Here is a 16,856-nt window from a genome sequence, read left to right as displayed (position 1 = left end):
TTTGGTTGAAACCAAATTACAATCTCTTTTTCATTACCTATATCCCACTACTTGTAACTCGTCCAAGGATATACGATTAAACACCATCTCAAGTTATCTTAGTCGTAATAAGTTGGCCAGCTTCATTAATAGTAACTTTCCATTTCACTCCACTAGCAGTCTTCATGATTATACCTTTACTTGCCTCTATTTCAATATCTCCAAACATTCTTCCGCCAGTCGTCGCTAACCAAGCACTCCCATTTTCCATAGAAGATCTTGCAAAGATACGATTAATTCGAAAACGTTTATGATCTTGAGAATAACCACTTAATGTAATTCTAACTTTATATAACTGACTGGCCTTCATATTCGATATAATTGTATCGCCAACATTTAATGGAACATCCAACGCGATAACCCAACTTCCAGTTGCACTTAATGCATATTCAATTTTAATTTTCTTTGGGCTCTCTCCCCATCCAAAATACATTCCAAAACAATTTAACATTTGTATTGGTTTTTTCGTAAAATCCATTTCAATTACAACTGGATTACTATCTGGAACGTCAATATAGTTTACACTTTGTTCATCTATTAAATTAAAGCAATTTGTGAGATTTCCCCCGTACGGCACTTTTCCACTTACTTGCTTAACGTTATATTTCTGCTGAGCATTTACTAAAATATCATCTTGATTTCCTATTAAATGAGGTCTATTTAACGTCAAAGGTAACTGAATTCGTAGGGATTCTTCATAAGTAGACTTACAAACATTGTATTGTCCTTTATCTACAATAGTTGTCGAAAGCAGATTTGAAAAAAGGTAGTTACGATGAGAATTGGAAGAAAATTCAATAACAATTTGTTCACTACTCATCCGGTACGTATCCCAGATCATACAATCAAATGTATTATACGCACCTGAACAACGAATTACTTTTTCCGTTTGTTGTCTACATTGCACTTGAATATCATGAAACGTATTTCCTGAACTTTCATTTGGCAAATCACTATTTCCATCTACTTCAATCCCATACACACATCCATCAATAAATATAGATTGAAATACATTGGCGTTAATCCAGCAAGGTGTATTGATATCATTTATATATTCTGTCTTCAAATGTATTGCAGTTTGAAAGTTTTTAATTTGAATAAATTTAACTTGAAAGAAACTAATAAAATCCCATGCCTTTTGACAATAAAAATGTATAGCTTTTCCTTTATACGATGGAGTTGTATTTATTATATTTATATTTGATATAACAGATTGATTAGGTACTTCGATTTGTTGTGAACCAGAAACATAAATAACAGCAGATTGAAACAATGGATTTATAACTTGAAGAGTACCACCAACTATCGAAGCGTTACTTTGTAGCTCAAATGCATTAAAATCCCCATCAATTTGCAGTGTTACGGTAGGATCCAACTCTAATCTTACGTTTGATTTAATAACAATCGGCTTTACAATTTTGTACGTATTTATCCCTGTAGTTCTAACCGTCGAAATTCGATTCGCTACACAATAATCAATAGCTTGCTGAATTGCTAATGAGCTATCATTTCCCGAGTTTGGAACTGCGCCAAAACAATCAATATGAACGCTACTTTCTGGCGCACAATCTTCTTGGGATGAAATATATTCTGACAAAATAAATTCACTCCTCATATTACCTTTTTCATATAATATGTGAGTTGTCTCTTAAAAGTTTCTATAATAAAAAAAACAAACGACCTACTCGGTCATTTGTTTAATTCATATATATTTTTCGTTTCCTCTATCATTTTAGTTAACGAGAAATATCTCATTGCTTTCTCTCGTGCTTTCAATCTAATAGCAGTTACCTTTTCTTCATTCCCTTGTAGTTCCTCAAGCGCACTTGCGAATTCCGATTCGCAATATTCAGATATCAAAACACCTGACTCTCCATCTATTACCGCTTCATGTATTCCACCAACATCTATTGAAACAATTGGTGTCCCTGTAGCCATCGCTTCAATTACTACCATTGGAAACACTTCACGAAAAGATAATAAAAGTAAGGCGTCCATATTCCCTATAAACTCATGCGGCTCTGAAATATTCCCTAGCATCTTCACCCTTTGCTGCAATCCATATTTTTCTATTTCTTTCATAATCGATTCTTTCTCTGGTCCATCACCAGCAATATAAAACATAAAATCATTTCTCTTTTTCAACACATTTGCAATTTTGACAAATAGTTGATGGTTTTTCTCTTTGGATAATCTAGCTAATATCCCTATTTTATATGTAGATTCTTTCTTTTTCTGCTGGAATAAAAACTTTTCAATATCAACACCGTTATAAATTGTATTTATTTTTTCTTCTGCTACATGAATTGAAATTAAATTATTCTTCTCAAACTCACTTACTGTAATAATATGGTTCACATATTTATTCATGAAATACCGAAAAAGCGTTGGCATTTTCTTTTCTAATATCGTTACATTGTGTTTCGTATAAACAATTTTCATCTTTTTTTTAATAAACTTTTGAAGTAGAAAAGCATATAATACCATTCGCAAACTATTTGCATGAATAAGTTCTATCTTTCGTTTACAAATTTCGTTTCGTAAATAATAAATATTTCTCAAATGATTCCATCGACTAAGTAAGATAAAATTTTCTTTTCTAGTAAGGGATTCATATAGTTCTCCATCACCTGCAGCTGTATAAATCTTAAAATCCTCATAATGCAAATTATTTTCTAATTTACAGAAATAATTTTCGGCTCCGCCAGTTATCAATTTATCAGTCATCAACAGTATATTCATAATTGCGTCTTCCCAACTACATTGATTTTATTTTTTTTATAAGCATGATAAGCATACTTACTAAAATAGTAAAAGCTTTGCACTGCATTAAGACTTTTTTGGTCCCTTAATAATTTCCAATACCGAAAAGCTGCTCTAACTTTATTTCTCGAAACAGAATTTGCTACAATTCGATACTTCGCTAATACTTGCTGTATCCCTTTTGCTTCATGCCCTTCATGTAATAAGTTCAGCCATAACGCTGTATCTTCCGGCTGTACACTAGGCATTTCGACATACGGAATTTTTTCACGATCAATCATCACCGTTAAACACCCGATAATTGTATTTCCTACTAAATAATGATAGTCAACAGATTTTGGTACACTCACTTCGCGATTTAATTCATTACCATTTTCATCAATTAAACTATACGACGCATATGAAAAAGCAATATTCATTTCTTCCATAAATAACAATTGTGTCTTCAATTTATGCGGCAACCATATATCATCGCTATCTAAAAAGGCAATGTACCTTCCTCTCGCCTCTCGAATCGCTAAATTCCGAGCTTTAGCAGCACCAACATTTTCTTTTAATGATAATAACCTAATACGTGAGTCTCCTTCTATTATCTCTTTAATTTTTGCGGCAGATTGGTCGGTTGAACAGTCATCAACGATAATCATTTCCCAGTTTTCATACGATTGATTCTGTACAGATAAAATTGTCTCACCTATAAATCGTCTACTATTATAAGAAGGTGTTATTACAGAAACATGAGGCGCCTTATTATGTGCTGATAGACATTTTACCATCTATCTTTCCCCTTCCTTCATATATTGAAATATACTTCACAACAACTGCTAAAAATAAAAAGAACGCTTCGTTAATAATGAGTGACAATGACATCATCTGAAATAAAAATGCAATCATAGTCAATAGAAGGTATGGTTTTTCACGAAACAAAGTATGCTGCGCTAACTTAAACATTAATATGAATAAAAACGCACTATATAGAAGAAAACCAATTGTACCCGACTCAGACAAAATTTCTAAAAATGTATTGTGTACATATAATTTTTCATTAAATTGATACTCATAATAATTCGAGAAGTTAAACGCACCAATTCCGATATATGGATTGGATAAATAATATTTAAAAGCAGCTTCCCATAATGTAAATCTACCACTTCCATTATCATGGGAAAAATCAGAAATTCGTTTATTTAATATGTCATCTAATTGGCCCCCCATTACACTATTCGATAAACTAAAAATAACTACACTAAACAATACTAAACTCATAATTATTTTTATTTTTTTAGCGAAACTAGACATACATATATATACAAAAATGACAAGCACAAGCGCTAATATTCCCCCTCTTGAAAAGGTTAATAGACTCGTCGTAACACATAAAATTAACCCTAAGATGTTAGTGATATTTTGCAAATTCGTCATATAGTACATAAAAAATATTGTATTATAGAAAATAAAAATGTTAGGATCATCTAGCAATCCAATTAACCGTGGATATCCTCTATCAACTAATAATCCAGCAAAAATTTCTCTCTCTTCTCCACCGTATAAACTAAAGTATTGTAAACCGATTATATAGAGTAGTAGACTTACAACATTAAATACTATTCCTACATAAGCAATAGATGATTCAAGTACCACTATTTCAGTATTCCCCAATAAATTTCTCATTATAAAATAGCATCCTAAAACAAGTAGCACGCCAAAAATCATACGAATACTAGCATTTAAATACATAGAAAGAATTCCGCTTAAACAATAAATGAAATAAAACAGTAAAAATATAACTTCATGAAAATATAACTTTTGAATATGAAAGTCTTTAATTGTTAAACAAAAATATATGACTAAAAAAATCATATATATCTTCAATGAAAATCCAATATATAAATTGTATTTACTTAACATGACAAATAATATTAGAAGAATAATCCATCCCATTGATACTTTCATATTATTTTCCATAGGCTATATCCCCTGTTTCGTAATATAATCCTTTTTGCGTATTTTTCTTATAAAAGAAAGAAGAAGTTTTTTTAGCTCATAATCATATAGGAATATGGCAGCTACTACAATTAGTATATTAAGAACAAGCGCAATTAAATGATATGTATGCAATATATATTGCACTCCAATAAAGGTTACACCAAAATAAATTGTATACGGTATTACAATTTGGAATACAATTTTTTTCTTCACTACACTTACCGCTATATATCCCACTAAAGCGACTATTTCAAATAAAACCATAGCGTATGCCGCTCCTATCACTCCACCAAGACTACTAAAGCTATACAGCATAACCCCACCTATCACCAATGCTACACACTGCACAACAGTCCTCTTATTTTGACAACCACTCGTCGTTAAACCGTCAGCAATGGCAATATTTAAACTTTGTAGCACAATAAGAAATGATAATATTTGGAGTGGTTCTACTGCATTCCTCCATTCTTCATGAAAAAATATAGAAATAAAGTATGGTGCTAAATGATATAAACCGATCGTCATACATATTCCTACAATCGCCATTGATTTAATTTGAAGTAAATTTAATTTCGTATGCTCTTCTATATTATTCTGGTTATAATGCTTAAAGAGCACCGGAAAAAATGCACCTGCAATTACCCCTGGTACTTGATATAAAGCTGCCGGCATCCGGTACGCCACTGCAAAAACACCTACCATACTTAATGGCAATGTATAGTTAAGCAAGATAGGCGCTAATTGTGGCGTACTCATTATTAAAAAACCGCTAATAATAAAGGGAGTTAATTGCCAAAATAACGCTTTATGAATTACGACTTTCATATTCATTTTCGTCTTTCTTCTCATAATATATATACTGAATAAACCACCAATCATATACCCAAAAGCATATAAGCGAGCTGTTACATACACCGGTAACTCTCCGAAAATACAAAAACATGTAATTATAATGACAACTGATGCTGATACAACTTTTATGAGCGCTATATACTTCATACGTTCCGTCAGTTGAAAATAGGCAATCCCTATGTTTTGCCAAGTTAATCCTATTAACATGAAAAACATTACGTTTATCATCATATAAATTAAATTTTTATCCGCATACATATAATGAATAGCAATATAACCGATGATAGAAATAAAAATAAGTAGAATCATCCTTATTTTTATATACGATGATAAAATCTTCTCTAAATCTGCTCCATCCTTTGCCCCTTCTCGAAGAAACGTATTACTAAGTCCTAAGTCTGTAAAAAATAACATAACAAACGTCACTGCTATGGCAACACTAAACATCCCATAATGTTGTGCGTTAAAAAAGTTTGCTAAAACAATTAAACTGACGGCCTGAAGAAGGTTAGCTAAAATCGTACTATAAAATAGATGGATAATATTGCTTAGAATAGATCTACCCATACAAGTTCTCCTTTGCAAGTAACCTACTTACATATGTTGTTTGTTTACATATATATTTATCTTGCACCATTACCGTTCAATACAATTAAAACGGTTTTACATAAAATACGGATGTCCATCCGAAATGTTTTCATTTCAATATACTCCATGTCCAGCCTCAACTTTTCCTTTGGATCAAGATTATACCCTCCATTTATTTGTGCCCATCCTGTTAATCCTGGTTTTACTATTAAACGTTCCTTAAATTCTGGAATATACGCATCAAACTCATTATAAAAAAACTCTCTCTCTGGTCTAGGGCCTACAAAAGACATATCTCCTCTTAAAATGTTTAAGAGCTGTGGTAATTCATCAATTCTCGTTTTTCTTATAAACAATCCAACTTTTGTAATTCTTTGATCATGTTCTTTTGCCCATTGTGGTCCGTTCATTTCAGCATCCTTTACCATCGACCTTAATTTAAATACATTAAACTTCTTCCCGTTTATACCTAAACGTTCTTGAAAGTATATTGGAGCCCCTGATGTTTCTAAGGTAATCATAATACAAAAGAACAACATAATTGGTATTGTTAATAGTAACAATATGATTGAAAATATAATATCAAACAAGCGTTTTACACTTCGATTCAATATGCTAGGCTTTTCTTGAGCCGGAATCGTATACAACTTGGCTTGATTTGTTTCACGAATCATGGATCGTTACCCCCACATTCAAGAATATAAAATTATACCTATTAATTCACATTCTTTCCTATTTATATCCGCTATTACTTTTTGCACTGTACGTAATGAATCTTTTTGCTTTTTAACTGCTAAAACCACTCCATCGCATTTCCCTGCAATAATGTGCGTAGCAGGAAGTTCAAATACTTCAGAAGAATAAACGAAAATGTAATCAAAATCTTCTTTCCACTTAGCAATCGCATTATCAAATTCATCCATAGCAACTAAAGGCGTCCCTGTATGTACTGTTTTTTTTGCAGGAATACAATATAAGTAATTAGACAAATTACTAGAAAAAGATTCATAATTGCAGGAGGAAGAGCTTATTATATCGTTTACTGTTATCATGTGATCACTTTGTAATAATACATGTAGTTTAGGGTCAGAAAAATTCACATCAATAAGTAACACCTTTTTTTTCATTTCCGCAAACACTAGACCCATATTTACTATAAGCGAGGCAACAACACCTCTGTCCTTCGTTGAACTAACTGTGAACAGTTGTTTTCCGGATTTTTTCAGCTCGTGATACACCGTATAAAACTGCTCTTTCATCAGATCATCATGCAAATTGAATGGAAGCTGCTTCTTTGTCCTAAACATCGACATGTTCACCTCGATATATAGATGATTTTTTATCAACCTCTGTAGGTTTCTTTTTTCTATTTGGTTCCATATTTATGTGACCAATAACAGAGACTGTTGTTATTTTCTCTAAATCTTGTTCCGTGTATATACGTTCATCAAAATAATCTTGAAATACAGCTAAACCTATCCCAACAAAAAAACTAACAATTAAAGAAATAGGAATGATCAGTTGAAATTTCGGAAACAATTTTTCAGCCTGTTCCTGTAACTCAGGATCAGTTAATACTTTCACCCCTTGTACATTTGTGTACTGTTGAAAGCTTTTTTGTGATTGCTCTGCCAATGTCTTTACAATGTCTTTCACGATTTTCGGATTGGAATCTTTTACTGTAACAGTTACAATTTGTGAGTTGTCCGTATTCACAACCGAGATTTTTTGTGCTAATTCATAACTTGATTGCTCTAATTTCAAAGTTTTTTTGACTGTTGAAATAATTAATGGGCTTTTTAAAATATCAACATACGATGTTACTAGTTGCTTATTTTCTTGTGTTTTATTTGTTGAATTTTCCTTATTAAACTCATCTAAATTCCCAACAAGAATTTGCGTTGAATATTGATATGACGGCTTTAAAACATACATAGAGATAAGAACTAAAGAAGCGGTTAAACAACACATCGTTAAAATAATCGTTACGAATCTTCTTTTCAGTAATTGTTGAAAATCTTTTATACTCATTTCTTGCTTCAATTATTTCACCGCCCTTTTCTGAATAACATCCTGCAATTCACTCTTTACAGATAACCCTTTCTCTCTTCTATCCACTTGTTTTGTTACATACTTTCCGACTCCGAATGCAAATTTTTCTACATATACATACGAAAGCATTGCAAGTATAAACGAAAAAACAAATGAAAAAATTAAAATAATAGGCAACGGTAATATTTCATGGAGCATGTATATAAGGGAAAACAACGATATAATATGGTATAAATAAAGACTGTAAGAAATCTTCCCCAAATATAACAAATATTTATTATGTAGCAAGGACGACAAAGTTGATATTGACAAACTTAATATGACAAATAAACATGCACTTATCGCCACTACGTAGTCTCGAAATATAAAATTATTGAGCACTTTCATTTCTCCAATAAGTCCTTCGTACATAAAAAGTAAAATCGCAAATAAAAACCATGCAATTTTCGTGTTTTTAGTACAATTACTATAAAAAACTATTAATTTATTTTTATACTTCGCAATTAGTGCCCCTAGTAAAAACAGCACCGTATAATGCAATGTTAATGCATAGCTTGTTAATGTTAAGCCCGAGCGAAACAAAAATAATATTACGACAGAACATATACTAAAACTAAACAATAATAGTAATGAACACCTTAACGTTTTTCGTAAGCAAATCATCAAAATTAACGGGAAAATTATTGATATTCGCATTTCATGGACAAGTGACCAAATCACACCGTTATATGCATCTGTATTATATTTCCCAACCAATAAAATATGTTGTGCGATTAAGCTTGAAGAACTTTCAATCGTCCATGAGCGATTAAACCATTCACTTAAATAAGAAATACCATATTCACTAATTGTAATCTGGCATACAATAGCTATAATTATTGCCACAATATAAGGAATATATATTCTGCATATACGTTTTAAAAGGTATGACCCATAGCTACTATAGTTTTTTTGAATAGATTCATACAAAACAAATCCGCTCAAAACAAAAAAGATAATAACTGATTCGTTACCACTACTAAAAATTAGACGAGCAGGCGTTTCTTTTAATAGATACACAACAAATGGTTTATTATCTTCATAACTGTAATTTTGAAATGCTGAAAAAATCATTAAATGATGACCAATCATTACTACTAATGAAGAAATCCCTCTTATAGAGTCCAATTCTTCGTATCTTTTCATCTTTTTACATCAACTCCTAATGAAATGATAATAATCATTTCAAAGCGACATCTTTATTCATATTCCTCTCCTTTCTTTTCATTCCAATTTTTCATATTAAAATGATTTTATAGTATAAATTTGAGTGTATTGTAACATTTTTTGTAATATTTTGAATAGAAAATCTCAAAAATTGGTATATACCAATTTCAACCTCGAAAAATGAGTAATATTGATAGAAAAACGCTATAAAAATATCTTGCATATTTACAAAATTAAAGAGCTGAATAGCGTTTTTTCAATATAAAATAAAAAAGATAGCCTACATAGGCTATCTTTTTTATTTTATTTAATTACTGGCACCACTATATGCTACATGTCGTTTCTCAATTCTCTCTTCAATTTCTTTCATATTTTCTTTATTATTTAATAGTGATTGTTTATTTTCAATTAATAATTGTTTAAACGATTTTCTCACTTTTTTTCTCATTTTCATTGTCCTCCTTGGGGGATGGTTTATATAAAAGATAAAGAATTATCTGTGTGTTCTTATAATAATTGATCGTTGTGAATTCTATTTGAACTTCATATGAAAATCTCGTTTATTTTCTGACAACTTTGTGAACACGAAAAAATGATTATCTAAAACTATGTTGAAATTAATTCACTTCATGATAAAAGTTATTATTTTTATCAACTTTTATCATTATATCTTGTCGAAATATTTATATATTTAAAATTGAGTTCGACATAATTTTATTTATTATCATACTGTTTACAAAAACAAAAAGAAGGTGTCACCAAGTCAAAGTTCGACTTATGCAACATCCCTCTTCCCAAACTATTTATAGCATATTTATTAATATTTCAGGTCTTCCCCAATTCATTTCTTCACAAACAAATCTAAGTTTTTCTTCATCCATTGTGTGTAATCCTTCTTCTAGTGAACATGAAATTGGAACTTCACAGTGAATTTGGGCTAATTGTAACGAAATATTTAAGTTCTCTAAATCACTTTCAATCTTCGTACGCTGCGCTTTTGTTAATGATTCTACATTTTCTAGTACAGCGGATACTGTTCCGTGCTCTTGAATAAGCTTATACGCTGTTTTTTCACCGATACCTTTTACCCCTGGATAATTATCACTTGTATCTCCCATGAAAGCTTTTGCATGGACGATTTGCCACGGCTCTACACCTTTTTCTTCCATGATTTTCTCCGGTGTGTAATATTCGTAATTTCCAATTCCTTTACGCAGAAGCATGACTGTAACGCTCTTATCAACAAGTTGAAGTAAATCCGTATCACCTGTTAAAATATAAACTTCAGCTTCATTGCAATATTGTTTTGCAAGCGTACCGATACAATCATCGGCTTCGTAGCCTTTCATACCGATAACTGGAATGGATAATTTTGCAGTCATTTCTTGCACTAAATCAAATTGAGGAATTAATTCTTCTGGTGGCGCTGCACGATTTGCTTTATAATTCGAGAACGATTCTGTTCTAAATGTCGTACTTCCCATATCCCAGCATGTAACGATATGTGTTGGTTCGATCGCTTGCGTAGCTGTTAATAAGTGTTTCATATAACCATGAATCCCGTTCGTAGGGGTTCCATCTTGTCGTTTCATAAATTGTCCGTAGACACTTGTTGCGTAAAAAGCACGAAATAATAGTGCCATACCATCAACTAATAATACTTTTTTCATAATTCCTCTCCTATTAAAAAAATAATAACCTTACGTTATCACGTAAGGTTATATAAATAGATTACCATTCTACGTTTTTGCTCAACTTTGTCTATTATACATTGTTTTTGTATATTTAGCATCATTAACACATTAAGACGTTCTACTACAACAAGTATGCAAGATGCCTGAATACGTATTTTTTCCAGTAGAAACAACGATAGCTTTTGCATTTCCACTAACAATATGCGAACCTTTAAAACATACATTTTCAAGCTCAAGTGGATTATAATCTTTCATCCGTTTTAATGGAATAAACCGTTTACGTTCAAGGTGATAGCAGCTCTCAAACTTCTCTATATTCGCTTCGTTTCCCGTTAACACAGACTCATTCACTAATAAATCATCTGCATAAATAATACGTACATCAGCTGGCACAGCATCTCCAGCCGAAAGAAAAATCATATCTCCAGGTACAAGTTCTTGCACAGGTATCTCCATCATTTTCAGTTCACTATTTAGCCCTGTACTACTAGAACATTCTACTCTAGATACAGTAATCGTTTCACGTTGTAATTCATCACACACACGTTGTTTTGAAAAACCTGGAATCATGCCACCTAGCTTCATCATTACTTCTGCAAGAAGTGCTCTTTTTGAAGTTAGTTCATTTCGGCCATATACTTGAATACGTTTTTGTGCCTCTTTCATTGATAGTCCGTCTCTTGTTGTTTTAAAATATGCAAATACAGATTTTACATCTCTTGTTGCAATTTCAATTAATAAATCTTTATTTTTTTGGAGCATTGTTTGTTCTTTTATTGATTTTTTACTTAGTTTATATGACGTGTTACCCACAGTTTTGTTTGCATATAACATATTATCGTCTCCTCCTTTACAACATAGGAAGAAACGCTTTGTTTCTCAATTTATCCACTTTACTGTGAAAGTGTCTCGCGCTTTATAAACGCTATTATTGTGATAAATATAGAGGGAGGAACAAATCGTTTCCTGCCTACATCATATATTTTTGATTTGAAGTATATGGGTAACGGAACCGAGTCAGAATTTGACATGCTCCTCACCTCCTCGTTTAATTTTATAGTTTATAATATGAAATTACTCATAGCTTGGTAACAAAAAAGACCCCTACCCTTAAGAGAGTAGCGGCCATTACATACACAAATAAACGATTTCTAATATAATTAGAAATCTACGGACCTCTCCCTCACCGAGTTTTAGCACTGTATAGCATAGGTACATTACCAGCTACGTTAAGAAAAACCTTAATTCGATCATTCCTGTTGACCCATTGGCGTCTCTCGACATTTTTGGGCAGTAGCATTTCTCTATACAGGAGCCTCACCTAACAGAGACTTATTTTCATTACATTGAAAATGTTACTCTTATTTAAAATAGATGTCAACCGTAGCCTACAATTTTTTCAAATGGTATGGCAAACTAACGTATATAAAGTGAAACTTTAATCAGTGGGGGTTTTGTTCATCCCCCACTGATTATTAGCCCTCACCAATCGGGCTTTTACGGAATAAAATAAAAAACTTTACGTTTAAACGTAAAGTTTTTAATAAGTTATACAACCAGCAATTACAATCCCAATTGAAAGCGATAAAAACATAAGAAAAAGACCGACTGCTTGATTATCTTCTTCGAGACTTTTGTTTATATTAAAGCGTGGTGTAAGCCACTCAGCTAAATAAAAGACGATAATTTGAGCCAAAATCCCAACTGCTCCCCACGAAATCATATCAAGAAGTGAAATTGAATTAGCTGCTGTCGAATATAAAACGATAGCTAACCCAAGTAATCGCCCTCCAAGCACATAGCTTACCGCCTTATTACCTTGAGCCATTAACTTAAATTCCTTAACTTTCGTTGTCACTTCCATCAAGAACAGACCAATACATAAAAGGCCGAGTGTTACTGCTAAATATAATAAAAAATTAATCATTTTTTCCCCTCCTTTTTATACCTACCGGTAAATAGTACGATTCATTTCCTGTAATCTTTTCTCCCGCGCGAATACCGATACTACTCGCTTTTCCAGCAATTAAAAACGAACCAAACACATATGACAGTTTCTCGATCCCTTTTTCTGTTTCCAAGGATACGACTGGCAGTTCGATATACTTTTGAAATATCGGTAGTGACGCTTTATATGTTTGGTGTGCATTTTGAAGCATAATATTTTCGTCTTTATCGCGAATCGTAATTGTATCTCCTTCTCTCCCAAATGAAGGTTTTTGAACGAAAGAACCTTTTCCTAAAAATAAATCTGGTTCTAAATATGTAGGTAACATATATTCTTTAATCCACTGTTGTTCCTCGTTTGTATAAAAGACCTCTTCTTCTGCTAACCCCCAAATAAGACACTGAATTGATTTTGGCTGAAGTAAAAATGCTGACAAAGGATTTATTATAAAAAGCTTTCCGGCTTTTACAAGTTGCAGCAGTTCCACACCTACCAAATCTCCTGTTTCAGGATCTTGATCCTCAATTAAATCTTCTATCGGATATGTTTGGCGATATAAAACATCAATCTTCGCCCCATCTTTATCGACTAGAGCATCTTTTGTAATTCTAAGTTCTGACATTGGCACTACTTTATTTTCAACATGGCATAGCTGACTTAAATACATAGTGGTATTCCAATCCTCGATATGTTCATGATGTGCTGTAAAAACAACATTTGGATTATCTAATCCCTTTGTCGCTTCCATTACTGCTTTCGTTACACCAGAAGATAGCAATCGTTCTTGATCTGAGTTTGGATCATCATAGCCTAGATTTCCACATACTTTCCCATTCATTTGAAAGCATTCCATAATAAAAGTTGGTGTATCACTATTAAACTCAAGCATTTTGATTTGGTTATCCTCTGTTACGGCAAAATCAAATCGCGAAATTACAGATTCAGGATAAAGCCCTTTCATTCTAATGAATGATAAGCTCGCAGGAGGAAAACCAAGCTCAAGAAGCTGTTCGTCACTTAAATTTCGCAAAAGTCTAGCAGTCTTAAAAAATATTTTACCCATTCGTTCAGTCGCTAAGTGTAATTGTTCCAAAGTCTGATTTGTTATAGAAAAAACATGAAACAAACTATACTCACATTCATATAAATCCGACCAAAAATTCGGATATTTTAAATAAAATTCTTTTCTATCCCTTATGTATTGCGACATATTTTAGCCCCCAAATCCTCCCTTTGAACCGCTTCCAATTCCACCTTTAAATTCAGCAGACGATTGATACGATTTAAACGCCGATGAATTTTTAAAAGTGGATTTATTTTGATAGTATCGCCCACCATAGAAGTAATGCCCACGATAACCTGAACTACTATCATCACACTGCCATACCCCAAGTTCATCATCCCAATCCCAATCAGAACAACTATTATCATTCGGTTTTGGGGGAAGATCTTGTGCGCAACCAAATAAAGTGCCAGTCATTAAAGACGTTACGACACCACCTACTAGCCATTTCGTTTTTGTCACCTTCGCACTCCCCTTTTTAAATTCTATTCCTATTATATAGGATGGCATGATAAAGTAGAAGAAAAAGGAAGAAGAGGGATTAAATGCGCTTAGAATATCGACTTAATGATGAAACGAAAGGGTATCCTGCTTTATGGAACTACGCCAATATTTCTAATTCTGAAATTATCGCACGCATGACTTGTGAATATTTTATTAAAGAGAAAAATACTTATATTGTTACTGCAACTTCGGTTGATCCAGACGGAACAGCAGTTATTTATATTCAAAAAGAAGTTTTCGCAAATGACCCTTCAGACCCTACATACTCCTACATCGGTTTTGAAATTAGAGAACTAAGTGAAACGAGTTCAAACATAATAGATAGTCAAGATGTATGGAACTATGAAGAAATTTTACCATCTCTTCATTCAGATATTATATATATTCAGCGAGACGGCATGTCTATGGAGTTCTCCTTAGATTCAAGAGAGATTGATGAAGACAGAAAGTGCTACATTTATTACGGAAACTTCACAGGTGAATCAAGATAATATTGATATATCTATGCAACAAAAAAACCTTACGTATAAAACGTAAGGTTTTTATATAGCCCCACATATGCCGTTCTCTCTAGATGTCCATAAACCTGCTCTCACAGGTGGATGCTCTCACAAATGTTTGTAACTTCCTTCTTAAAAAGATGGCATGTTAGCTACATTTAAATATTGAACTTCCATATTAAACTTATTGGTTTAAGACATGCATAAGCTACGTACACCGTAGGAATTTTATATAAGGTTAGTTGAAATAAGACCCCCGCACGTGCCGCTCCTCGTAAATGTCCAAAAACCCGCTACTCGCAGGTGGATGCCCTCACAGTTACCGTACATCTTCCTCCACAAGGAAGGCTTGATGATGGTCGCTAAATATTGAGCTTCCGTATAACTAACATCGGTTTTAGACATAAATAAGTTACGTACACCGCAGGATGTATTATTTACTTGTCGTTATATTATCACATTGTTTCCAATGTGTAAAATACAAAGTTTTTCGAGCAATCTCTTGCTTGTGACCTTATTTTAATACAAATTATTTTTGCATGCAAGTGATTAATCTTCTTCTTTTGCAATTTGATTTTCTGGATAAGAAATCCAATCACTCCAGCTACCTGCATACAATTTAACATTTTGGAATCCAGCTAATTTTAATGCAACGATATTTGGGCACGCTGTAACACCAGAACCACAATATACAATGGTTTCCTTATCTTTCGAAAGATTTTGGAAGCGTTCTTGTTGCCCAGCTCCATTCTTAAATTGTCCTGATTGCAACATTCCATCCTTCCAAAAATGGTTTACCGCTGTCGGAATATGACCTGCTTTATGATCGACAAGTTCCTCGACACCAGCATAACGCTTTGGCTCTCTAGAATCAATTAATGTAACATCCGCACCTGCACGGATATTCTCTCTGACCGTTTCCATCGTTACAAGCATATGATCTTGTATGTTTGTTTTGAATGTTTTTCGTATAACAACAGGAATTTCCGTTGTTGTCGGTAGTCCATTCTCTTTCCAAGCCGGGAAACCACCATCTAATATATATACTTTCTCATGTCCTACATAGTTACATAACCACCATAAACGAGCAGCATTTGCACCGGCTTGACTGTCATACGCAATTACTTTCGTATGTTCATCAATACCAGCCTCCGAAAGCTTGTCTGCAAACTCCTCAATATTTGGTAAAGGATGGCGGCCACCATGTTCTGCTATAGGACTTGATAAATCTAAATTCAAATCAAAATATAACGCATGAGGAATATGTCCTTCTTCATACTTTTCTCTACCCCAATTAGGATTTGCTAAATCAAAACGACAATCGATTATACGGACATTCTCATCGTCTATATGCTCACGTAACCATTCGACTGTAACTATCATCTTTAAAGACCTTCTTTCTCTTTCAAACGACTTACATACTCCATAACCATTTCTTCTGTAACATATTTACGCTGCAAGGTAACACCATTTTTTGCAAGATCATTAATTTGCTTCGTTACAACATTAATGACATCAACCGAAAATTCTTTCCCATTTGACGCAAGAGATACGGCAGCTTCAATAGCTGCTTCACGCTGTGCATCTAATTGTAAACATGCTTTTACACTTTCATTTTGTTTACGAGAATGTGCTGTAATTGCTTTATGTACTTCCATCTT

At 32.9% G+C, this 16,856-nt stretch carries 18 protein-coding genes, 2 other RNA genes and 1 riboswitch; of the genes, 1 reads left to right on the top strand and 19 read right to left on the bottom strand.

Going from position 1 to position 16,856, the window contains the following annotated elements; genetic code table 11:
• Positions 1-88: 88 nt before the first annotated feature.
• From MR112_RS01940 to MR112_RS01870, 15 genes are all read right to left on the bottom strand, one after another.
• A complete protein-coding gene (locus tag MR112_RS01940) occupies positions 89-1,636 on the bottom strand; it encodes a hypothetical protein (protein WP_071739866.1) in 1,548 nt (515 codons plus the stop codon).
• 92 nt (positions 1,637-1,728) lie between these two features.
• Complete coding sequence (locus MR112_RS01935; protein WP_242244739.1) at positions 1,729-2,781, bottom strand: glycosyltransferase family 4 protein; 1,053 nt, start codon at positions 2,779-2,781, stop codon at positions 1,729-1,731.
• Positions 2,778-3,578 (bottom strand): glycosyltransferase family 2 protein, encoded by an 801-nt coding sequence (locus MR112_RS01930; protein ID WP_000237694.1) that lies wholly within the window; start codon positions 3,576-3,578, stop codon positions 2,778-2,780. Before MR112_RS01930 ends, MR112_RS01935 begins: the two co-directional genes overlap by 4 nt.
• Complete coding sequence (locus tag MR112_RS01925; RefSeq protein WP_000429870.1) at positions 3,553-4,767, bottom strand: O-antigen ligase family protein; 1,215 nt, start codon at positions 4,765-4,767, stop codon at positions 3,553-3,555. The genes MR112_RS01930 and MR112_RS01925 overlap by 26 nt, the downstream gene beginning before the upstream one ends.
• 3 nt (positions 4,768-4,770) lie before the next feature.
• Positions 4,771-6,207: an oligosaccharide flippase family protein gene (locus MR112_RS01920; protein ID WP_000533741.1), complete on the bottom strand. Its 1,437-nt coding sequence runs from the start codon at positions 6,205-6,207 to the stop codon at positions 4,771-4,773.
• Positions 6,208-6,263: 56 nt separating this feature from the next.
• Complete coding sequence (locus MR112_RS01915) at positions 6,264-6,902, bottom strand: sugar transferase (protein WP_000617648.1); 639 nt, start codon at positions 6,900-6,902, stop codon at positions 6,264-6,266.
• A gap of 18 nt (positions 6,903-6,920) precedes the next feature.
• Positions 6,921-7,541 carry a CpsD/CapB family tyrosine-protein kinase gene (locus MR112_RS01910; RefSeq protein ID WP_002100874.1) on the bottom strand — a complete coding sequence of 207 codons (621 nt, stop codon included), beginning with the start codon at positions 7,539-7,541 and terminating at the stop codon, positions 6,921-6,923.
• The gene (locus MR112_RS01905) at positions 7,528-8,271 is read right to left on the bottom strand and encodes a YveK family protein (protein WP_000807054.1); all 744 of its coding nucleotides are present in this window, start codon (positions 8,269-8,271) and stop codon (positions 7,528-7,530) included. The genes MR112_RS01910 and MR112_RS01905 overlap by 14 nt, the downstream gene beginning before the upstream one ends.
• Positions 8,272-9,465: an acyltransferase family protein gene (locus MR112_RS01900; protein ID WP_211477990.1), complete on the bottom strand. Its 1,194-nt coding sequence runs from the start codon at positions 9,463-9,465 to the stop codon at positions 8,272-8,274.
• A 328-nt stretch (positions 9,466-9,793) separates the two neighbouring features.
• On the bottom strand, positions 9,794-9,934 hold the full coding sequence (locus MR112_RS01895; protein ID WP_001228048.1) for an FbpB family small basic protein: 141 nt from the start codon (positions 9,932-9,934) through the stop codon (positions 9,794-9,796).
• A gap of 355 nt (positions 9,935-10,289) precedes the next feature.
• A complete protein-coding gene (locus tag MR112_RS01890) occupies positions 10,290-11,156 on the bottom strand; it encodes a 5'-3' exonuclease (RefSeq protein ID WP_000757075.1) in 867 nt (288 codons plus the stop codon).
• A 132-nt stretch (positions 11,157-11,288) separates the two neighbouring features.
• A complete protein-coding gene (locus MR112_RS01885; RefSeq protein ID WP_000964949.1) occupies positions 11,289-12,014 on the bottom strand; it encodes a P-type ATPase actuator domain-containing protein in 726 nt (241 codons plus the stop codon).
• 336 nt (positions 12,015-12,350) lie between these two features.
• A riboswitch (M-box (ykoK) riboswitch) is annotated at positions 12,351-12,516 on the bottom strand.
• 204 nt (positions 12,517-12,720) lie between these two features.
• Entirely contained in the window at positions 12,721-13,107 is a 387-nt protein-coding gene (locus MR112_RS01880; RefSeq protein ID WP_000606857.1) for a DUF350 domain-containing protein, read from the bottom strand.
• Positions 13,100-14,338 carry a glutathionylspermidine synthase family protein gene (locus tag MR112_RS01875; RefSeq protein ID WP_086395963.1) on the bottom strand — a complete coding sequence of 413 codons (1,239 nt, stop codon included), beginning with the start codon at positions 14,336-14,338 and terminating at the stop codon, positions 13,100-13,102. The genes MR112_RS01880 and MR112_RS01875 overlap by 8 nt, the downstream gene beginning before the upstream one ends.
• A gap of 3 nt (positions 14,339-14,341) precedes the next feature.
• Positions 14,342-14,653 (bottom strand): hypothetical protein, encoded by a 312-nt coding sequence (locus MR112_RS01870; RefSeq protein ID WP_000169030.1) that lies wholly within the window; start codon positions 14,651-14,653, stop codon positions 14,342-14,344.
• 83 nt (positions 14,654-14,736) lie between these two features.
• On the opposite strand from MR112_RS01870, the gene MR112_RS01865 reads away from it, so the two are divergent.
• Positions 14,737-15,186 (top strand): hypothetical protein, encoded by a 450-nt coding sequence (locus MR112_RS01865; RefSeq protein ID WP_086395962.1) that lies wholly within the window; start codon positions 14,737-14,739, stop codon positions 15,184-15,186.
• A gap of 54 nt (positions 15,187-15,240) precedes the next feature.
• Here MR112_RS01865 and ssrS (MR112_RS01860) read toward each other — a convergent pair.
• From ssrS (MR112_RS01860) to MR112_RS01845, 4 genes are all read right to left on the bottom strand, one after another.
• Positions 15,241-15,424: non-coding RNA, 6S RNA (gene ssrS, locus MR112_RS01860), on the bottom strand.
• Positions 15,425-15,445: 21 nt separating this feature from the next.
• A non-coding RNA gene (ssrS, locus tag MR112_RS01855) (6S RNA) lies at positions 15,446-15,628 on the bottom strand.
• A 116-nt stretch (positions 15,629-15,744) separates the two neighbouring features.
• A complete protein-coding gene (locus MR112_RS01850) occupies positions 15,745-16,578 on the bottom strand; it encodes a sulfurtransferase (RefSeq protein WP_086395961.1) in 834 nt (277 codons plus the stop codon).
• Between the two features lie 2 nt (positions 16,579-16,580).
• Positions 16,581-16,853: a YpbS family protein gene (locus MR112_RS01845; RefSeq protein WP_000451817.1), complete on the bottom strand. Its 273-nt coding sequence runs from the start codon at positions 16,851-16,853 to the stop codon at positions 16,581-16,583.
• Positions 16,854-16,856 lie beyond the last annotated feature (3 nt).

This window comes from Bacillus cereus group sp. BfR-BA-01330 (genome assembly GCF_022663885.1).
Taxonomy (GTDB): domain Bacteria; phylum Bacillota; class Bacilli; order Bacillales; family Bacillaceae_G; genus Bacillus_A; species Bacillus_A cereus.
This window is presented reverse-complemented; position numbering and strand designations above follow the sequence as displayed.